At 64.2% G+C, this 20,512-nt stretch carries 17 protein-coding genes and 1 pseudogene; 17 read left to right on the top strand and 1 reads right to left on the bottom strand.

Features of this window, described 5'->3' with window-relative positions; genetic code table 11:
* Positions 1-56: 56 nt before the first annotated feature.
* Positions 57-1,520: an amidophosphoribosyltransferase gene (gene purF, locus H6B51_RS01070; protein ID WP_204881912.1), complete on the top strand. Its 1,464-nt coding sequence runs from the start codon at positions 57-59 to the stop codon at positions 1,518-1,520.
* A gap of 45 nt (positions 1,521-1,565) precedes the next feature.
* On the opposite strand, the gene H6B51_RS01065 is transcribed toward purF, so the two are convergent.
* The gene (locus tag H6B51_RS01065; RefSeq protein ID WP_204881911.1) at positions 1,566-4,136 is read right to left on the bottom strand and encodes an FAD-dependent oxidoreductase; all 2,571 of its coding nucleotides are present in this window, start codon (positions 4,134-4,136) and stop codon (positions 1,566-1,568) included.
* A gap of 127 nt (positions 4,137-4,263) precedes the next feature.
* Here H6B51_RS01065 and H6B51_RS01060 point away from each other — a divergent pair, with 127 nt between their 5' ends.
* The 16 genes and pseudogenes from H6B51_RS01060 (at position 4,264) to H6B51_RS00985 (ending at position 20,473) form a co-directional block, all read left to right on the top strand.
* Positions 4,264-5,145 (top strand): LysR family transcriptional regulator, encoded by an 882-nt coding sequence (locus H6B51_RS01060; RefSeq protein ID WP_204881910.1) that lies wholly within the window; start codon positions 4,264-4,266, stop codon positions 5,143-5,145.
* Between the two features lie 213 nt (positions 5,146-5,358).
* Positions 5,359-6,102 carry an ATP-dependent sacrificial sulfur transferase LarE gene (gene larE, locus H6B51_RS01055; RefSeq protein WP_204881909.1) on the top strand — a complete coding sequence of 248 codons (744 nt, stop codon included), beginning with the start codon at positions 5,359-5,361 and terminating at the stop codon, positions 6,100-6,102.
* A gap of 4 nt (positions 6,103-6,106) precedes the next feature.
* Positions 6,107-6,865: a nickel pincer cofactor biosynthesis protein LarB gene (gene larB / locus H6B51_RS01050; protein ID WP_204881908.1), complete on the top strand. Its 759-nt coding sequence runs from the start codon at positions 6,107-6,109 to the stop codon at positions 6,863-6,865.
* Positions 6,862-8,196, top strand: a complete 1,335-nt coding sequence (larC, locus tag H6B51_RS01045) for a nickel pincer cofactor biosynthesis protein LarC (protein ID WP_204881907.1) — start codon at positions 6,862-6,864, stop codon at positions 8,194-8,196. Before larB ends, larC begins: the two co-directional genes overlap by 4 nt.
* 9 nt (positions 8,197-8,205) lie before the next feature.
* Positions 8,206-9,765 (top strand): ABC transporter substrate-binding protein, encoded by a 1,560-nt coding sequence (locus H6B51_RS01040; protein WP_204881906.1) that lies wholly within the window; start codon positions 8,206-8,208, stop codon positions 9,763-9,765.
* A 104-nt stretch (positions 9,766-9,869) separates the two neighbouring features.
* Positions 9,870-10,862 (top strand): ABC transporter permease, encoded by a 993-nt coding sequence (locus H6B51_RS01035; RefSeq protein WP_470382105.1) that lies wholly within the window; start codon positions 9,870-9,872, stop codon positions 10,860-10,862.
* Positions 10,859-11,680: an ABC transporter permease gene (locus H6B51_RS01030; protein ID WP_335342081.1), complete on the top strand. Its 822-nt coding sequence runs from the start codon at positions 10,859-10,861 to the stop codon at positions 11,678-11,680. Before H6B51_RS01035 ends, H6B51_RS01030 begins: the two co-directional genes overlap by 4 nt.
* 6 nt (positions 11,681-11,686) lie before the next feature.
* Entirely contained in the window at positions 11,687-12,622 is a 936-nt protein-coding gene (locus H6B51_RS01025; protein WP_204881905.1) for an oligopeptide/dipeptide ABC transporter ATP-binding protein, read from the top strand.
* The gene (locus H6B51_RS01020; protein ID WP_204881904.1) at positions 12,619-13,221 is read left to right on the top strand and encodes an ABC transporter ATP-binding protein; all 603 of its coding nucleotides are present in this window, start codon (positions 12,619-12,621) and stop codon (positions 13,219-13,221) included. The genes H6B51_RS01025 and H6B51_RS01020 overlap by 4 nt, the downstream gene beginning before the upstream one ends.
* A 63-nt stretch (positions 13,222-13,284) precedes the next feature.
* Positions 13,285-13,782: pseudogene (locus H6B51_RS01015) on the top strand (O-acetyl-ADP-ribose deacetylase); the annotation flags it as partial.
* A gap of 106 nt (positions 13,783-13,888) precedes the next feature.
* Positions 13,889-14,563 (top strand): response regulator transcription factor, encoded by a 675-nt coding sequence (locus tag H6B51_RS01010; RefSeq protein ID WP_204881902.1) that lies wholly within the window; start codon positions 13,889-13,891, stop codon positions 14,561-14,563.
* The gene (locus H6B51_RS01005; protein WP_204881901.1) at positions 14,560-15,795 is read left to right on the top strand and encodes a sensor histidine kinase; all 1,236 of its coding nucleotides are present in this window, start codon (positions 14,560-14,562) and stop codon (positions 15,793-15,795) included. The genes H6B51_RS01010 and H6B51_RS01005 overlap by 4 nt, the downstream gene beginning before the upstream one ends.
* Positions 15,796-15,954: 159 nt before the next feature.
* Positions 15,955-16,416 carry a VTC domain-containing protein gene (locus tag H6B51_RS01000; protein ID WP_204881900.1) on the top strand — a complete coding sequence of 154 codons (462 nt, stop codon included), beginning with the start codon at positions 15,955-15,957 and terminating at the stop codon, positions 16,414-16,416.
* The gene (locus tag H6B51_RS00995; RefSeq protein WP_204881899.1) at positions 16,409-17,104 is read left to right on the top strand and encodes a DUF4956 domain-containing protein; all 696 of its coding nucleotides are present in this window, start codon (positions 16,409-16,411) and stop codon (positions 17,102-17,104) included. The genes H6B51_RS01000 and H6B51_RS00995 overlap by 8 nt, the downstream gene beginning before the upstream one ends.
* Before the next feature lie 11 nt (positions 17,105-17,115).
* Positions 17,116-19,038, top strand: a complete 1,923-nt coding sequence (locus tag H6B51_RS00990; protein WP_204881898.1) for a carbohydrate-binding domain-containing protein — start codon at positions 17,116-17,118, stop codon at positions 19,036-19,038.
* Between the two features lie 139 nt (positions 19,039-19,177).
* On the top strand, positions 19,178-20,473 hold the full coding sequence (locus H6B51_RS00985; RefSeq protein ID WP_204881897.1) for a hypothetical protein: 1,296 nt from the start codon (positions 19,178-19,180) through the stop codon (positions 20,471-20,473).
* Positions 20,474-20,512 lie beyond the last annotated feature (39 nt).

Here is a 20,512-nt window from a genome sequence, read left to right as displayed (position 1 = left end):
TCTGGGGCCTCTCTGTCTGTTTTAATATGACGGATCACCACGGAGGGAGCACGGATATGAATGACTTGACCCAACGACAGCCCCGGCACCTGCATGAGGAGTGCGGGGTACTGGGACTCTATGCCCCTACCCGGGGGGAGTTGGCGCCCCTGGCCTACTACGGCTTGTACGCCTTGCAGCACCGGGGCCAGGAGAGCGCCGGCATTGTCCTCAATGACGACGGCTGCTTCAACGCATGGTGTGACGTAGGTCTGGTAAACGAGGTCTTTCCCCGGGAGCGGCTGGAGGCCATGGGGCAGGGGACTATTGCGGTGGGCCACGTGCGCTATGCCACTACCGGCTCTGATCGGAAGCGGAATGTGCAGCCCATTGTGATCAACCACTTCAAGGGACGAATGGCCATGGCTCACAATGGAAATTTGACCAACTCTTTCCGGCTGCGGCAGGCCTTGGAGGAGCGGGGCTCTATCTTCCACACCACCACCGACTCGGAGGTCATCGCCTATACCATCGTCCAGGCCAGGCTTACCGCTCCCTCCATCGAGGCGGCGGTGTCGGCGGCTATGGACAAGCTGGAGGGGGCCTACTCCCTGGTGATCTCCTCGCCAACCAAGCTCATTGCGGCCCGGGATCCCTACGGATTTCGTCCCCTGTGCATGGGCCGCCGGGCGGACGGCATGGTGGTGTTTGCCTCGGAGTCCTGCGCCCTGGATGCGGTTGGGGCGGTGTTTGAGCGGGACCTGCTGCCAGGGGAGATCGTCTCGGTGAGTCACCGGGGGATGGTTTGCGATACCAGCCACTGTGGCCAAAGACCCAAAAAGCTGTGCGTCTTTGAGTTGATTTACTTTGCCAGGCCTGACTCAGTGATCGACGGGGCCAGCGTCAGCCTGGCTCGCCAGCGGGCGGGGGCTTTTCTGGCCCAGGAGCACCCGGTGGAGGCCGACGTGGTCATCGGGGTGCCCGACTCCGGCCTGGATGCGGCTCTGGGCTACGCCAAGGCCTCCGGCATCCCCTACGCCATGGGCTTTACCAAAAATAAGTACATAGGCCGCACCTTCATTTCCCCCACCCAAAGCATGCGGGAGACCGGCGTCAACCTGAAGCTGAACCCCATCCGGGCTGAAGTGGAGGGCAAGCGGGTGGTGCTCATCGACGACTCCATCGTCCGTGGGACCACCTGCCGCCGTACCATCCAGCTGCTCCGCCAGGCGGGGGCCCGGGAGATCCATATGCGGGTGAGCGCGCCACCCTTTGTGGCCCCCTGCTTTTACGGCACCGACATTGACAGTGCCGACAAACTGATCGCCAACCACCACACAACGGAAGAAATTGCCGACATCATAGGGGTGGACTCTCTGGGCTACCTCAGCCTGGAGCATGTGGTCCAGCTGACCGGACCGGAGAATACCGGTTTCTGCACTGCTTGCTTCGGTGGCGGCTATCCTACGGAGATCCCTGGCCCCGGGGAGAAGGACCGGTTCGAGCAGCCGATCGGTCGGAACAAATCGGATGGGGAATAGAAAATCGGGGAATTGCAGCGGCAATTCCCCGATTTTTTTATGGTGTCAGCAGCTGGCGCCGCCGATGACGGTCTTGTTCATCACAGCCTGTTTGTCCACGGTACCGTGGAGCAGCTTGTCCTCCACGTAGTCGAAGCCCAGACGCTGGATGGTGTCAGAGAACCGCTCACCGGTCTGGCCCTCGTCCCGGAAGAAGAGGATGGCCTTCTCCACCAGGTCGAGGACCTCCTGCTCGCTGGTGAAGATCTTGGACAGAGGCTTGCCGGAGGCCACCTTCTTGCCCCAGCGGCCGCCGATGTACACCTTGTAGCCGTAGGTGCTTTCGGTAAAGGCCCCGAAGGGGCACTTCTCCAGGCAGCGGCCGCAGTGATTGCACAGAGTGGGATCGATGACCGCCTTGCCGTCCTTCAGGGATACGGCGTGGATGGGGCAGGCCTTCTCGATCTGGCAAACCTTACAGCCCTTGCACTTGTTCAGGTCGGGCTCGGGCACACGCTGGCCGATGATACCCAGGTCGTTCAGGTCGGGCTTGACGCAGTTGTTGGGGCAGCCTCCCACTGCCAGCTTGAACTTATGGGGAAGGGACACGTCATGGTAGCCCTTGTAGAACAGCTCGTGGAGCTTTTCGCTGAGGGCGAAGGTGTCGATCAGGCCGTACTGGCAGGTGGTACCCTTGCAGGACACCACAGGCCGTACTTTGGAGCCGGTGCCACCCACCTCCAGGCCGGCCTCGGCCAGGAACTCAATGAGGGCGTCCACGTTCTGATAGGGGACTCCCTGGATCTCCATGGTGAGCCGGGTGGTCATGGTGACCTCGCCGGAGCCGAATTTCTGGGCGGCCTCGGCCACGGCGGCATGCTCGGCGCTGGTCAGCTTGCCGTTGCGGGTAATGACCCGCACGTTGAAGCGGTCGGGGGTGCGTTTGTCCCACAGACAGCCCAGGCCTTTCAGACGCTTGACCTCCTCGGGGGGCAGGGTAGCTCCGGCGGGGAGGGGCACCTTCACCTGGTTAAAGGTGACGCCGCCCTCCAGCACCCGGGTGTTGGTATAGCCGTAGAATTTCAGGCGATTCTGGAGAAAGTAGCCCCGCTTGCCCCGAGCGCACACCAGCAGCAGCTTGGCGTCCTTATCAATGCCCTCCAGGGGGCCGTTGACCTGAGCCAGGTTGACCCACTTGGCTCCGGGGATGGCGGGGGCGGGCTGAGCGTCGATGACCTGGTAGTCCTTGGCTTCCCCGGCGGCATACTGGGCGGGGGTAAAGGTTTCCAGCTTGCCGGAGAGCTTGTTCTCCAGTACGTGACAGGCCTGGACAAAGGGATGGATGGCAGTGGAGAAGGGGGGAGCGTAGGCCAGGTCCATGGTGTCATAGGCGTCGATGGTCAGGCCGGCGTACAGGCCAACCGCGGCCACGTCCACCATTTTATCCACCGCGCCGGCGCCGATGACCTGGAGACCCAGCAGCTTGCGGCTGTTCCGGTCGGCCACCAGCTTGGTGAGGAACACGGAGGCGCCGGGGTAATAGTGAGCCTTGTCGTCGGAAACGCACACCACGGTAATGGGATCAAAGCCCTCGGCCCTGGCCTGGGCCTCGGTGAGGCCGGTGCGGCCCACGTTGAGCATGGGCAGCAGCTTGGCCACGCCGGTGCCCAGACAGCCGCCGTAGGGGGTGGGGGAACCGGTAAGGGTGTTGGCCAGAGCCCGGGCGGTCAGGTTGGCGGTGGAGCCCATGGCGGACCACTGGCCCTTGCCGGTGATGGCGGAGCGCACCATGGCGCAGTCGCCGGCGGCATAGATGTGGGGCAGGTTGGTGCGCATCAGCTCGTCCACCACCACGGTGCCCTTGAAGAGCTCAATGCCGGTATCCGCCAGGAAGTCGGTGGCGGGACGGACGCCGATGGCCAGTACCACCACGTCGGCGGCAATAGGGCCCCCGTCGGTAACGATGCCGGTGGCCTTGTCGGTACCGGTGACCGACTGGATGCGCTGGCCGGTGAGCACCCGCACCCCAGCTTCCTTCAGCTTCCGGCGGGCAAAGTCGGCCATCTCGGGATCAAAGGCGTTGGGCATGATCTGGTCGGCAAAATCCACCACCGTCACATCCAGACCCTGGCTCAGCAGGTTCTCGGAGATCTCCAGGCCAATGAAGCCGGCGCCGGCCACCACCGCACGGCGGCAGCCGTTGGCGGAGACATAATCCCGCAGGCCCACCGCGTCGTCAGGGGCGCGCATAGGGAAGACTCCGGGCAGAGCCTTGCCGGGCATATCGGGCACAAAGGGCGCCGCGCCGGTGGCGATGATGAGTTCGTCGTAGCTTTCGGTAAAGCTCTCCCCATGGAGCAGGCCGCTGACCGTCTTGGCGGCAGGGTCCACATGGGTGACCTCGCAGCCGGTGACCACCTCGGCGCCGGTGAGGCCGGCGTACTTCTGTGGCGTGTTGACGATGAGCTCTTCCCGGGTGCCAATGGCGCCGCCCACATAGTAGGGCAAGCCGCAGCCGGCGTAGGAGATGTCCTCACCCTTGTTGAGCACCTTGACCTGGGCGCTCCGATCTTCCCGCTTCAGCTTGGCGGCCGCCTTTGTCCCGGCGGCCACGCCGCCGATGACCAGAATGCGCATAATAGTTCCCCCTTAAATATTGCGTTTTTTTGAACCGCGCTTGAAACCAGTATAACACTCCACTATAATAAAATAAAGTTTATAAAACTTATGAGCTGATTTGATTTTGTGATGGGCGGTGGCTATCGTGGTGGACTATCGGATCCGTACCTTCTTGACCCTGTATGAGACTATGAATTACCGCAGGACTGGGGAGCTGCACTGCCTGAGCCAGCCCGCCGTTAGCCAGCAGATCCGGGGACTGGAGGAAAAATACGGCTGCAAGCTCTTTCAGTATGACGGGCGGAAGCTCCAGGCCACCCCCCAGGCCCAGCGGGTGGCGGAGTATGCCCGCACCGCCCTGTACAATGAGCAGCGGCTTCAACAAGAGCTTACCGGACCCGCCGCCCGGGAGGTGCGGGTGGGGGCCACCAAGACCATTGGAGAGTTTGTGGTGGCCGAGGCGCTGAGCCGCTATATCCGACGGACGGGGGACAGCCTGAAGATCGTGGTGGACAACACCAGGGCCCTGCTCAGCCTGCTGGACCATGAGCAGCTGGACTTTGCCCTGGTGGAGGGGGCCTTTGACCGGCAGCGGTACGGAAGCTGCCTGTTCCGGCGGGCCAAATTCGTGGGCCTGTGCCGGAGGGACCATCCCTTTGCCGGACGTACTATATCCCTGGAGGACCTGGCGGGCCAGTGCCTGGTTGTGCGGGAGCCCGGGTCGGGTACCCGAGGCATCCTGGAAAACGCCCTGGCCGAGCGGGGATACTCCTTGGACCTGTTTTCCCGGGTGATTTGTGCCAATCAATTTTCCCTCATTACCCGATTTGTGTCGGCGGGAGCAGGGATCACCTTTGCCTATGAGCCGGTGGGGGAGGGGCGCCCGGAGCTGTCCCCCTTCCACCTGGACTGTCTGGATGAGCGCCGGGAGTTCAGCCTGGTCTATCTCAAGGGGACCCGGGTCTTTTCGCTGGTCCGGGAGGTGCTGGGGGAGGAGGCCCCCGAAGGCCTGGAGCAGGCGGATTAAAAAGACTTGCCAAAGAGAAAACGGTATGGTATACTGATTCAAACATCGGCAGATGCGGTCACGGACCCGGTAAGAAGCTGGGCGGAGCGGTCAGAGCCGCGTGGAACGCACCCCAACAGCCCGGTGTTTGCCCATTATTGTGAGAGATACTAGGAAGGTATCTGTCCCCTCCAGGGGGACGGATACCTTCTTTTTTTGCAAAGGAGCGCTGATATGACACTGGAGCAGTTTTTTCAGCAAACGCCACGGGCGGCGGTGGCCTTTTCAGGCGGCACCGATTCCGCTCTGGTATTGTGGGCGGCCAAGACCTGGGGCTGCCAGGTGCGGGCGTATTATGTCAATACCGCTTTCCAGCCCGCCTTTGAGCTGGCCGACGCCAAAAGGCTGGCGGAAGAGGTGGGCGTGCCCATGACGGTGGTGGAGGTGGACGTGATGGCGGTGCCCGAGGCGGCGGCCAACGGCCCCCGGCGGTGTTACTACTGCAAGCGGGCCCTGTTCACTGCCCTGTGGCAGGCAGCCAGGGCCGACGGCCACACCGTGCTGCTGGACGGTACCAACGCCTCGGACGACGCCGGGGACCGGCCGGGGATGCAGGCCCTCCGGGAGCTGGAGGTGCGCTCTCCTCTGCGGGAGTGCGGCATTACCAAAGACGAGGTGCGGCGGCTGTCCCGGGAGGCGGGGCTGTTCACCTGGGACAAGCCGGCCTACGCCTGCCTGGCCACCCGGGTGCCCACCGGCACCGCCATCACAGGGGAGGCCCTGGCCAAGGTGGAGCGGGGGGAGGACGCCCTGTTCAAGCTGGGGTTCACCGATTTCCGGCTGCGGCTGCTGGGGGACGCCGCCCGCATTCAAATGCCGGCGGACCAGATGGAGCGGGCTGCCGCCCTGCATGAGCAGATTACCCGGGCCCTGGGGGCGGACTTTTCCGTTGTGCTGCTGGACCTGGGGGGGAGGTAAGGAAATGGACAACAAGCATGAGATTCTGGAGCTGCTGCGGGCGGTGCGGTCAGGGGCCACCACCCCGGAGGACGCCCTGCTGGAGCTGAAGCAGAAGCCCTTTGAGGATCTGGGCTACGCTAAGGTGGATTTCCACCGTTCGGTGCGCCAGGGCGCGGCGGAGGTAATCTACGGCGCGGGTAAGACGCCGGAGCAGATCGCCGGTATCGCTGCCGCCATGGGGGAGCGGGGGTGCAGGAACATCCTCATCACCCGCATGGGGCAGGAGGCCGCCGACCTGGTGGCCCGGTCGGTGCCTCTGGACTACCACCCCACCCCCAGGCTGGGCATCGCATTCCCCGGAGAGCGGACCGAGCTGGGCCATATCGTGGTGGCCACCGGCGGCACCAGCGACATGCCGGTGGCGGAGGAGGCCGCCCTCACCGCCGAGATGATGGGCAACAGGGTCACCCGGCTGTACGACGTAGGGGTGGCGGGACTTCACCGGCTGCTGAGCAACCTGGATCCCCTGATGAGCGCCCGGTGCGTGGTGGCCGTGGCGGGTATGGAGGGGGCCCTGGCCTCGGTGGTGGGAGGCCTGGTTGACTGCCCGGTGGTGGCGGTGCCCACCAGCGTGGGCTACGGCGCCAACTTCGGCGGTCTGTCCGCCCTGCTGGCCATGCTCAACTCCTGCGCCTCCGGGTGCAGTGTGGTCAACATCGACAACGGATTTGGCGCCGGCTATCTGGCCAGCATGATCAATCAGATGGAGGGATTGCAGTGAAAACGCTTTATATCGATTGCCATATGGGGGCGGCGGGGGATATGCTCATGTCCGCCCTGTACGAGCTGCTGGGAAAAGAGGAGAAGGAGAGCTTCCTGCGCACCATGAACGGCCTGGGCCTGCCTGGCGTTCATGTGGAGCCGGTGGAAGGGGTTTCAGGGGGCATCTCCGGCACCCACATGAAGGTCACCGTCCACGGTCTGGAGGAGCTGGAGCACGACCACCATCACGATCACGAGCATCCTCACGATCATGAGCACCATCACGATCACGAGCATCCTCACGATCATGAGCATCCTCATGACCACGAACATCCTCACGCTCATGAGCACCATCATGGCCACGGGCACCCCCATGACCACGAGCATGAACACCACCATCACCATCATGCCACCCCCGGCTACATCGCCGGGATCATCGACGGCCTGGCCCTGCCGGAGGAGGTCAAGGCCAACGCCCGGGCGGTCTATGACGCCATTGCCCAGGCGGAGGCCAAGGCCCACGGCTGCCCGGTGGGGGACGTGCACTACCACGAGGTAGGGGCCCTGGACGCGGTGGCCGATGTCACCGGCGTGTGCTACGCCCTCTACCTGCTCCGGCCTGACCGGGTGGTGGTGTCCCCCGTCCACGTGGGCAGTGGTACCGTGAAATGCGCCCACGGGATCATGCCGGTGCCCGCCCCCGCTACCGCCAACCTGCTCTCCAGTGTGCCGGTGTACGGCGGCGAGGTGATGGGGGAGCTGTGCACCCCCACCGGAGCGGCTTTGCTGGCCCATTTTGCCCAGTCCTTCGGTCCCATGCCCCCCATGACGGGCAGCGCCGTGGGCTGCGGCGTGGGCACCAAGGTGTTCGCCGGCCGGGCCAACTGTGTCCGGGCCTTTTTGGGGGAGGACGCCCAGGAGGCCAATGGTACCATCACCGAGCTGGTGTGCAACGTAGACGACATGACCCCTGAGGCCCTGGCCTTCGCCGCCCAGCGGCTGCTGGAGGAGGGGGCCCTGGACGTGTACACCGTCCCCGGCACCATGAAGAAGGGCCGCCCCGGCCATGTGCTCACCGTACTGTGCGAAGCCGGGCAGGAGGATGGCCTGGCCCGGGCCATCCTCCGCCACACCACCACCATCGGTCTGCGGGTGCGCCGGTGCGAGAAGTATTTCCTCACCCCCGGCAGCAAGACCGTGTCCACCCCCTGGGGGGAGGTGTCTGTCAAGACGGCGGAGGGCTTTGGCGTGCGCAAGGCCAAGCCGGAGCACGCCTCGGTAGCCGCCGTGGCCCAGACCGCCCAGGTGCCCTATCAGGAGGTCTACCAGGCCGCCCTGAAGGGCCTGTAAGGAGGTACTATGAAACGTATTCTGCCTTTGCTGCTGGCCTTTGCCCTGCTGGCCGGCTGCGGCGGCGGGACTCCCGCCGCCACCCCTGCCGCCGCCCAAAAGACCGACAGCGTGGTCATCGCCATGGGCCCCACCTCGGAGCCGGAGGCGGGCTTTGACCCGGCCTTCGGCTGGGGGGCCGGGGAGCATGTCCACGAGCCTCTGATCCAGTCCACCCTGACGGTGACCAACACCGACCTGACCATCGGCTACGACCTGGCCACCGACGTGCAGGTCAGCGACGACGGCCTCACCTGGACGGTGACCATCCGGGACGATGTGAGCTTCACCGACGGGGAGCCCCTGACGGCCTCCGACGTGGCCTTTACCTACAATACCGTCAAGGCCGCCAGCTCGGTGAACGACTTCACCATGCTGGACAGCGCCGAAGCGGTGGACGACACCACTGTGGTGTTCCACATGGCCACGCCCTTCTCCATCTGGCCCTATACCATGGCCATCGTGGGCATCGTGCCCGAGCACGCCTACGACCCCGCCACCTACGGCTCCAACCCCATCGGCTCCGGCCGGTACATCCTCAAGCAGTGGGACAAGGGCCAGCAGGTGATTTTGGAGGCCAACCCGGACTACTATGGGGAGGCCCCCCAGATGAAGCAGGTGACCATCCTCTTTATGGAGGAGGATGCCGCCTTCCTGGCGGTACAGGCCGGTCAGGTGGACCTGGCCTACACCTCTGCCACCTATTCCGACCAGAGCCCCGCCGGGTATAGCCTGGCCGCCTATGACAGCGTGGACAACCGGGGCTTCAACCTGCCGGTCATCGAGGGCACGCTGACCGGGGACGTGCTGGTCCGCCGGGCCATCAACATGGGCATCGACCGGCAGGAGATGATCGACAACGTGCTGGGCGGCTACGGTACCGCCGCCTACAGCGTGTGCGACGGTCTGCCCTGGTACAGCCCCGACTCTCAGGTGGATTATGACCCGGAAGGGGCAGCCGCCCTGCTGGACCAGGCGGGCTGGGTCATGGGAGCCGACGGGGTCCGGGAGAAGGACGGGGTGAAGGCCACCCTGGAGCTGCTCTATCCCACCAGCGACTCGGTGCGGCAGGCCCTGTGCGCCGATTTCGCCAACCAGCTGGGGGAGCTGGGCATCTCCTGCACCATGGAGGGGGTGGGCTGGGACACCGCCTATGACCGGGCCCTCACCCAGCCCCTGATCTGGGGCTGGGGCGCCCACACTCCCATGGAGCTGTACAACATCTACCACACCATCGGGGACACCGGCACCGCCCAGTACTCCCCCTACGCCAACGCCGCGGTGGACGCCTACATGGACCAGGCCCTGGCCTGCTCCGATCTGGAGGAGTCCTATATCCTGTGGCAGAAGGCCCAGTGGGACGGCGCCACCGGCGTCACCCAGGAGGGGGACATCCCCTGGGTGTGGCTGGTGAACGTGAGCCACCTGTACTGGGTGCGGGACGGCCTCCAGGTGGCCCAGCAGAAGATCCATCCCCACGGCCACGGCTGGTCCGTCGTCAACAACGTGGACCAGTGGAGCTGGGGATAAAAACGGGCGGGGACAAGCCCCGCCCCTACAAAAACGCCCTGTAGGGGCGACCCTTGTGGTCGCCCGTGCCTTGACATGGAACCCACTGGAAAGAAGGAATCCTTTTGAAGCACCGACTGTTCTTCACGGGCAAAAAGCTCGTCCGCATGGTCCTGCTGCTGCTGGGGGTGAGCCTGGTCGCCTTCCTGCTCATGTCGGCCTCTCCCTTAGACCCCCTCCAGACCAACGTGGGCCAGGCCGCCCTGGGCACCATGAGCCAGGAGCAGATCGCCAAGCTGGAGGACTACTGGGGGGTGAACGACCCGCCGGCCCAGCGGTATCTGGGCTGGCTGGGGGACTTTGTCCGGGGGGACATGGGCACCTCTCTGCTCTACCGTCAGCCGGTGAGCCAGGTCATCGGCCAGCGGCTGCAAAATTCCCTGTGGCTCATGGCATTTGCCTGGGTGATCTCGGGGGCGCTGGGCCTCACCCTGGGGGTGATCGCCGGGGCCAACCGGGGGAAGCTGGTGGATAAGCTCATCCGGGGCTACTGTCTGCTCATCTCCAGCACCCCCGCCTTCTGGCTGGCCCTGGTGCTGCTGGTGGTCTTTGGGGTGTGGCTGGGCTGGCTGCCCATCGGCCTGTCGGTGCCCATCGGGGTGGATGCTGCCAGCGTCACTCTGGCCGACCGGCTGTACCACGCCATTCTCCCCGCCATCACTCTGAGCATCACCGGGGTGGCCAACATCGCCCTCCACACCCGGGAGAAGATGGCCGACATCATGGAGCAGGACTACATCCTCCTGGCCCGGGCCAGGGGGGAGTCCCACCGCTCCATCGTCCTCCGCCACGGCCTGCGCAATGTGGCCCTCCCCGCCATCACCCTGCAATTCGCCTCCATCAGTGAGATCTTCGGGGGCTCAGTGCTGGTGGAGCAGGTGTTTTCCTATCCCGGCCTGGGCCAGGCCGCCGTCAACGCCGGCCTGGGGAGCGACCTGCCCCTGCTGTTGGGCATCACGGTGGTGAGCGCAGCCCTGGTGTTCGGGGGCAACCTGATCGCCGATCTGCTGTACGGCGTGGTGGATCCCAAGATCCGGAGAGGGGTGGCCAAACAGTGAGACATTGGAACGGACGGCAGGCCGCCCTGGCCCTGCTGGTGCTGGCCCTGCTGGTGCTGTGCGCCGTGACGGCGGCGGGCTGGCTGCTGGGGGACCGGGCTATGGTCACCGACTTCTCCCAGAAAAATCTGGCCCCCGGCGGCGACTTCCTTTTCGGCACCGACTGGATGGGCCGGGATATGCTCTCCCGCACCCTTACCGGCCTGTCCCTCAGCATCCGTATCGGACTGCTGACGGCGGGAGTGAGCGCCGTGCTGGCCCTGGTGCTGGGGGTGGCCGCCGCTTTGGGGGGCTGGGTGGACAGCGTGGTGTCCTGGTGCATCGACCTGGTCATGGGCATCCCCCACATCCTGCTGGTGATGCTCATCTCCCTGGCCTTCGGCAAGGGCTTTGTGGGGGTGGTGGCCGGGGTGGCCCTCAGCCACTGGCCCTCCCTGGCCCGGGTCATCCGGGGGGAGGTGCTCCAGCTCAAGGGGGCCACCTATGTGCGAACGGCGGAAAAGCTGGGGGTGTCCCGGCTCCAGATCGCCCGGCGGCATTTCCTGCCCCACCTGCTGCCCCAGTTCCTCACCGGGCTGGTGCTCCAGTTTCCCCACGCCATCCTTCACGAGGCCAGCGTCACCTTCCTGGGCTTTGGCCTGTCCCCGGAGCAGCCCGCCATTGGGGTGATCCTGTCGGAGAGCATGAACTATCTGACCACCGGCAAGTGGTGGCTGGCGGTCTTTCCCGGGCTGAGCCTGGTGCTGGTGGTCATCCTGTTTGCCGCCATGGGGGAGCAGCTGCGCCGCCTGCTGGATCCCGCCAGCGTACATCAGTAAGGAGGGATGGAGTTGGAACCGATTTTGGATGTGAAGGAACTGTCCATCTCCTTCACTCAGTATGGCCGGGGCACCAATCAGGTGTTGCTGCCGGTGATCCGGGACCTGTCCCTCACCATCGGGCCGGGGCAGGTGGTGGCGGTGGTGGGCTCCAGCGGCTCGGGCAAGAGCCTGTTGGCCCACGGCATTCTGGGTATCCTGCCCTATAACAGCCATATGTCCGGGGAGATCAACTTCCTGGGTCAACCTCTCACCCAGCGGCGGGCGGAGCAGGTCCGTGGAAAGGAAATGGTGCTGGTGCCCCAGGGGGTGACCTACCTGGACCCCCTGATGCAGGTGGGGCCCCAGCTGCGCAAGGGCAAAAAGGACCCCCAGACCAGGGCCCGGTTCCGGGGGGTGCTGGACCGCTATGGATTGGGGGAGGAGGTGGAAACCCTCTATCCCTTTGAGCTGTCCGGGGGTATGGCCCGCCGGGTGCTCATTGCCACCGCCGCCGAGGCCGCCCCCAGGCTGGTCATCGCCGACGAGCCCACCCCCGGCCTGGATGCCCGGGCAGCCCGCCGGGTGCTGGGCCACTTCCGGGAGCTGGCGGAGGGGGGCGCGGGAGTGCTCCTCATCACCCACGACCTGGAGCTGGCCCTCACCATCGCCCACCGGGTAACGGTGTTTTACGCGGGAGTCACCATCGAGGAAGCGGACGGGGCCGACTTTGCCGCCGGGAAGCTCCGCCACCCTTACACCAGGGCCCTGTGGAACGCCTTACCCCAGAACGGCTTTGTGCCTATCCCCGGGGCCCAGCCCGGGCCGGGGGAGGGGGGCGAGGGCTGCCCCTTGGCCCCTCGCTGTCCCCGCAGGCGGCCGGAATGCCTTGGGAAGATACCCTACCGTCCTCTGGACGGGGGCAGGGTGCGCTGTTTGTACCCGGAAGGAGGGGACCTATGAGTCTGGAAGGAGTGGGCCTGACCTTCGGTTACCGGGGGAAGGGCAAAAAAGGGGTGCTGGACCGGGTGGACCTGTGCCTGGAGCCCGGAGAGCGACTGGGCCTGTCCGGCCCCAGCGGCCGGGGCAAGACCACCTTATGTAAACTGCTTTCCGGCTACGAGCGGCCGGACAAAGGCCAGGTGCTGGTGGACGGCAAACCCCTGGGAGAGTATAAGGGCCTGTGCCCGGTGCAGATGATCTGGCAGCACCCGGAGACAGCGGTGGACCCTCTGATGAAGCTGGGGGACACATTGAAGGAGGGCGGGCCGGTGGAGGAGGGGTTGCTGGAGGCCCTCCACATCCAGCCCGCCTGGCTGGAGCGGTATCCCACCGAGCTGTCCGGCGGGGAGCTCCAGCGGTTCTGCATCGCCCGGGCCCTGCGGCCGGGGGTGAAATATCTGCTGTGCGACGAGATCACCGCCATGCTGGATCTGATCACCCAGGCCCAGATGTGGAACTTTCTGCTGGAGCAGGCGGAGCGGCGGCAGCTGGGACTGCTCATCGTCAGCCACAACTCCGCCCTGCTGGAGCGGCTGTGTACCCGCGTCCAGCCCCTGTGACCTTGACAGCGGGGGATCCGGCGGGGTACAATCCAGGCAAGGAAACCTGATGGGGGGATGGATATGCCGCTGAAATTCATTCGGGAAGACATCACCAAATTGAAGGTGGACGCCATCGTCAACGCTGCCAACGAGACTCTGCTTGGGGGCGGCGGGGTGGACGGCTGCATCCATCGGGCCGCCGGACCGGAGCTGCTGGCCGAGTGCCGCACCCTGGGGGGCTGTGCCACCGGGGACGCCAAGCTCACCAAGGGCTACCGCCTGCCCAGCAAATACGTCATCCACACGGTGGGCCCGGTGTGGCATGGGGGACAGCACGGGGAGCGGGCGCTGCTGGAGTCCTGCTACCGGACCTCTCTGGCCCTGGCGGCGGAGCAGGGGTGCGCCTCGGTGGCCTTTTCCCTCATCTCCGCCGGTGTGTACGGCTATCCCAAGGCCCAGGCCCTCCAGGTGGCGGTGAATACCATCCGGGACTTCCTGGAGTCCCACCAGATGACGGTGTACCTGGTGCTCTTTGATCGGGAGGCTTGGCGGCTGGGGCAGGAGGCCTATCCGGAGCTGCTGTAAGGAAAGGCGGGGCTATGCGGGAGCAGAGCTCCGCCTTTTAAGTCTGATTAAAGTTTTTCCGGTAGAATAGGGACGATAGAACGGGAAAGAGGTGCTTGCCATGCGGCTGCTGCTGGCGGAGGATGAAAAGGCCCTGTCCAAGGCTTTGGTGACCATCCTGGAGCGGAACAACTATTCCGTAGACGCGGTCTATGACGGCCAGTCCGCCCTGGACTACCTGGAGGCCGACAACTACGACGGGGTGATCCTGGATATCATGATGCCCAAGGTGGACGGGATCACGGTACTCAAAACCATCCGACAGGGGGGCAACCACATTCCGGTGCTGATGCTCACCGCCAAGGGAGAAGTGGACGACAAGGTGCTGGGTCTGGACGCCGGGGCCAACGACTATCTGACCAAGCCCTTCCATATGCGGGAGCTGCTGGCACGCATCCGGGCCATGACCCGGGTGCAGACCGCCCAGGCCGACTCCCGGCTCCATATGGGAAACGTGACCCTGGACCGGGCCACCTTTGAGCTGTCCACCCCCACCGGCAGCTACCGGCTGGCCAACAAGGAATTCCAGATGCTGGAGCTGCTGATGAGCAACCCCCGCACCCTCATTCCCACCGAACGGTTTTTGGAGAAGATCTGGGGGTATGACAGCGAGGCCGAGCTGAACGTGGTGTGGGTCTACCTGTCCTACCTGCGGAAGAAGCTGGCCGCCCTCCGGGCCACCATCCATATCAAGGCCACCCGCAACGCCGGGTATTCCCTGGAGGAAGAGACATGATCAAAAAGCTCCGCTTCAAGCTCATCATGGCCGCCATGATCTCCCTGCTTGCGGTACTGCTGGTCATCATGACCGCCGTCAGCGTCATCAGCTACCGCAAGGTGGTGGACGACGCAGACACCACCCTGGCCCTGCTGGCGGAAAACGACGGCTTTTTCCCAAAGATGGACCATGACGGGCCCAGGGGGGAGCTGCCTGCGCAGAAGAACTTCCCCATGTCCCCCGAGATGCCCTATGAGACCCGGTATTTCTTTGTCTCTCTGGATGGGGAGGGTCAGGTGAATACCGTGAACACGGGGAAGATCGCCGCGGTGGACAGCTCTACCGCCATCCAGTACGCCCAGACTGTATGGACTGGGGGAAAGGAACGGGGGTTTGTGGAGGACTACCGTTTCCTGCTCCACCAGGATGACGGGGAGACCATGGTGCTCTTCCTGGACTGCACCCGCAGCCTGGACAGCTTCCGGTCTCTGTTGCTGACCTGTGTGGGAGTGTCGGCGGCGGGAGCCCTGCTGGTGCTGCTGCTGCTGATCTTCCTGTCGGGGCGGATCGTCCGTCCCTTCCTGGAGAGCTATGAGAAGCAGAAGCGGTTCATCACCGACGCCGGCCACGAGCTCAAGACCCCCCTCACCATCATCAACGCCGATGCGGAGATCCTGGAGATGGACCTGGGGGACAACGAGTGGCTGAAGGACATCCAGGCCCAGACCAGGCGGCTGTCCGGCCTGACCCACGATCTGATCCTGCTGGCCCGGATGGAGGAGGAGCAGGTCCCCCGGCAGAAGGTGGAGTTCCCCCTGTCCGATCTGGTGGAGGAGGCGGCCGCCGCCTTCCAGGCGGTGGCCATCACCCAGGGCAAAACCCTTACCGCCCGGGTCCAGCCCATGCTGTCCATGGAGGGGGATGAAAACGCCCTGAGCAAGCTGGTGTCCATCCTCCTGGACAACGCCGTGAAGTATGCCAGCCCCGGCGGGGAGATCACCTGCGTGCTGGAGCGACAGAAAAACTGGCTGCGGCTCACCGTGTCCAACCCTACGGAGGGGATGAGTGAGCTGAGGCTGGAGCGGCTCTTTGAGCGGTTCTACCGGGGAGATCCCTCCCGCAACTCCCAGACCGGGGGCTACGGCCTGGGACTGTCCATCGCCGCCGCCGTGGTGGCCTCCCACAAGGGGAAGCTGACCGCCGGCCGGGATGGGGAGCTGCTGCGGATCACCGCCGCCTTTCCTGTGTGATTTATACAGCGGAATCTGCCGAAATTGGCGGGTTCCGCTGTTCTTTTTTGAGATATTAGGTGAATATTGCCTATTAAAGTTCAATTAAGGGGATAATTAAGGCTCGGTTAAGGACGGGAGGCTATACTGTGCCCATTCCAACGGAAGGGAGCAAGCAGTATGGCAATTCAGACCACGTTTGAACGCTACGAATTGAAATACCTCCTGGATCCCAGGCAGAAGGCCCGGGTGCTGGAGGCTATGGAACCTTATATGGCCCTGGATAACTACGGCCGCACTACCATCCGCAACATCTATATGGACACGGGAAGCTACCGCCTGATCCGACGCTCGCTGGAAAAGCCGGCCTACAAGGAAAAGCTGCGCATCCGCCGGGTGACCTTTGACGAGAATATCCTCTATCGGCTGGAGGAGCTCTCCCTGGAGAGCCAGCCCTACGGCACCCCCATCCTGGCCAAAGGCAGCACCCTGATGGAGCTGAAGATCTCCGGGGGCATCCCCCTGTGGATGAGCCATGTGCTCAACCGGTGCGGGATCTACAAGACCTCCTTTTCCAAATACGGCACGGCCTATCAGGACATGATGGCAAGCCACCTGGAGGGAGGGCTGCGCTATGCTTGACAATCTGTTTCGCGGGCTGTTCGATACCGACATGACCACTGTGATCCCTGTGCCCGATTTTCTGCTGTGCGTGGTCAGCGCCCTGGCGGTGGGTCTGCTGCTGGCGGCATGCTATATGTACCGCACCCGGTATACCCGCAGCTTTGTGGCCACCCTGGCCCTGCTGCCCGCGGCGGTGTGCGTGGTCATCATGATGGTCAACGGCAACGTGGGGGCCGGCGTGGCGGTGGCCGGGGCCTTCAGTTTGGTGCGGTTCCGGTCTGTGCCCGGCTCCGCCAAGGAGATCGGCGCCATTTTCCTGGCTATGGGCGCCGGCCTGATCATCGGCATGGGCTATATTGCCTACGGCTTCCTCTTCGCTCTGGTGCTGGGGCTGGTGATGATGGTCTACAGTCAGGTGGACTTTGGAGCCGGAAAGCGCAGGGCCCGGTACAAGACCCTCCACATCACCATCCCGGAGGATCTGGACTACAACGGAGTTTTTGAGGAGCTGCTGGACCAGTATGCCTCCTCCTACGAGCTGACCCAGGTCAAGACCACCAACATGGGCAGCCTTTTCCGGCTGACCTATGACCTGACCCTCAACCGGGCGGGCACGGAAAAAGAGCTCATCGACCAGCTGCGCTGCCGCAACGGCAACCTGGAGATCACCCTCTCCCGGCAGGAGAGCACGGTGGGCGAACTGTAAAGGAGTGCGATATGATCTATTCCAAACGGCTATTTCCTCTGGTACTGGCGGGGGCCCTTTTGCTGACCGGCTGTCAGGGGACAGGAGGAAACGGTTCTACCGAGACCTCCGCCCAGGAGAGCGCCGCCGTGGAGATCTCCCTGTTTTCCGACCGGGATATGGAGGTGGGCTATGACGAGCAGACCGCCGCCGCCATCACCTTGTCGGGGAGCTCCGCCGTCTGTGACAGCGATGCCGTGGTCATCGACGGCTCCACTGTCACCATTACCGACGAGGGTACCTATATCCTCTCGGGCAGCATGGAGGACGGTATGGTCATCGTGGATGCGGAGGACACCGACAAGGTCCAGCTGGTGCTGGACGGGGTAGAGATCCATTGCTCTGACTGCGCCGCCCTGTATGTCCGCCAGGCCGATAAGGTTTTTGTGACCATGGCCCAGGACTCGGTGAACACGCTCACCGGCGGGGACAACTTTGTCGCCATAGACGACAACAACATCGATGGAGTAATCTTCTCCAAGTCCGACCTGACCTTCAACGGCAACGGTACCCTGACCATTGAGTCCCCCGCCGGCCACGGTGTGGTGAGCAAGGATGATCTGGTGGTCACCAGTGGCACTTACATCGTAACTGCCGCCAGCCACGGCCTGTCCGGCAAGGACAGCGTCTGTATCGCCGACGGCACCTTCATCCTGACCACCGGTAAGGACGGCGTCCAGAGCGACAACACAGAGGACAGCGAAAAGGGCTACGTATACCTGGGCGGCGGCAGCTATACCGTCACCGCCGAGGGGGATGGGTTCAGCGCCAGCGGTTGGATGCAGGTGGACGGAGGGACCTATACCGTTACCACCGGCGGCGGCAGCGTCAGCGGTGAGACCCACACTGACGCCATGGGTGGCGGCATGGGAGGTCATCAGCGGCCTGGCATGACCGGAGAAGAGGGCCAGACCTTCGCGTCCCCGGAGGACCTGGAACTGCCTCAGGAGGAAGCGCCTGCCGGCACTCCAGCGGCGGCCACGGAGGCCCCGGCGGAGGAGGCCGCCCAGGCTGAGACCACGGAGGAGACCGCCAGCACCAAGGGCTTCAAGGCGGGCACCGCCCTGACGGTGTGCAGCGGCAGCTTTACCCTGGACTGCGCCGACGATGCCTTCCACGCCAATGGCAATCTGCTCTATCAGGGGGGCGAGGCGTCCATCCAGACCGGGGACGACGCCTTCCACGCCGATGAGGCCCTCACCGTGGAGGATGGCCGGATCCAGATCAGCGCCAGCTATGAGGGTCTGGAGGGCCTGACGGTCACTGTCAACGGTGGTGAGATCGACATCGTGGCCAGCGATGACGGCCTGAACGCTGCCGGCGGCAATGATCAGAGCGGCTTTGGCGGCAGAGGACAGGACGGGTTCGGTACCCAGAGCGACGCCGCCATCCTGATTGCCGGAGGAACCCTTACGGTCCAGGCGGAGGGCGACGGGCTGGATTCCAACGGGTCCCTTACCATCACCGGGGGTACGGTGCTGGTGTCCACCCTCCAGAACAGTGGCGACTCCGCCCTGGACTGCGACGGCGGCGCCGTGGTCACCGGCGGCACGGTCATCGCGGCCGGAGGCTCCGCCATGGCACAGAATTTTGGCGCCGATTCCACCCAGGGCTCCATCCTGCTGACGGTAGACGCCCAGACTGCCGGCAGTACCGTGACGCTCACCGACAGCGCCGGCACAGTGCTTCTCACCTGGCAGGCGCCCCAGGACTTTAACTCGGTGGTGCTCAGCTGCCCCGACCTGACCGTGGGCGAGACCTACACCGTCACCGCCGGAGACAACGCCAGGGAGGTTACTCTGGACAGTCTGCAATACGGCTCTGGCACAGGCTTTGGCGGCGGCATGGGCGGAAGGGCGGACCAGAAGGGCCAGCCGAGCGGTACGACAGAATAGCCAAAAGACAAAAAGGGATCGCCTAGGCGGTCCCTTTTTGTCTTTTGGCGGGGATGGAAAGTTGGTTGGAAATCCCTTCTGCTTATTGTACCGGGGAGTAGAATATGGTATTCTAAATGAGATAAGAGGGGGGAGAGCCGTGGCCCGGGGAGAGAAGAAAAGCGCCAAGAAGGAGTGGTATCGTCTGGACAACGCGGCGGTGGTGTATTCCGCCATCCAGAAGGACACCTATTCCGCCGTGTACCGGTTCTCCGCCGTCATGGACCATGAGGTGGACCCTGCCGCCCTCCAGCGGGCGGTGGACAAGATCATGCCCCGGTTCCCCGGCTTCCGGGTGCGTATCAAGCAGGGGATCTTTTGGTACTACTCGGAGTTCAACGACGCTCCCGGACCTTTTGTGCGGCCGGACATCTCCAATCCCTGTCAGCCCATCCGCTTCGACCAGGAGGATGGCTGGCTGGTGCGGTTTTTCTACTACCACCGCCGGATCTCCATCGAGGTGTTCCACGGCATCAGCGACGGAGGAGGGGCCATGGTGGTACTGCGGACCCTGCTGGCGGTCTATCTGCGGGAGATGGGCTATAAGATCCCCAATACCCACGGGGTACTGGATGTGGACCAGCCCCCCCGGCCGGAGGAGCTGGAGGACGCCTATGCCCGGTACGCCACCGTGAAGGCACGGCGGTTCACTACGCTTCGGAAGGCCTTTCCCAACACCGGCACGCCGGAGCCCTTTTACACCCTAAACGTGACCATGGGCTTTTGCTCGGTGCGCCAGCTGAAGGAGCGGGCGGCGGCCCACGGGGCCTCCATCACGGAGTATCTGACGGCGGTGCTGCTGAAGGTGCTGGTGGACCGGCAGCACCGGGCCAGGCCTGTCCGGGAGCTGCCGGTGTCCCTGGCTATCCCGGTGAACCTGCGCTCCTGGTTTCCCAGCAAGACCCTGCGCAATTTCATCCTTACTGTCCGGCCCTGCATCGACCCCAGTTTGGGGGAATATACCTTTGAGGAGATCATCAGCCAGGTCCACCACTACCTGCGGCTGAACATCACCCGGCAGCGGATGCAGGCTGAGCTGGCGGGCAACGTGAAGTTTGCCAAAAACAAGCTGATTCAGATCCTGCCCGCCGCCCTGAAAAACCCGGTGGTGTCCTTCGGCTACTACATGGCGGGGGTACGGCCCTATTCGGGCACCTACACCAATCCCGGCCCCTTCCAGTGCCCGGAGGAGATGAAGGCCCACATCAGGCGGATGGAGGTCATCCTGGGTCAAGCCACCATGCCCCGGGTCCACTGCGCCTCTATCAGCTTTGGCGACCTCATGGAGATCACCTTTGCCGGCACCCAGAAGGAGGCCGACACCGAGCGGGAATTTTTTCGTTTTCTGGTGCGGGACGGGGTCCACGTGAAGGTGGAGAGCAACCGGAGCCGGTGATGGTTGCCCGGTTCTCCCGGGGGAGATGAGGGGAGGGCG

It is taken from the genome of Pseudoflavonifractor phocaeensis, assembly GCF_016901955.1.
In the GTDB taxonomy this organism is placed as follows: Bacteria; Bacillota; Clostridia; order Oscillospirales; family Oscillospiraceae; genus Flavonifractor; species Flavonifractor phocaeensis_A.
Note: the sequence above shows the minus strand (reverse complement) of the source record. Positions and strands in the feature narration are given on the sequence as shown.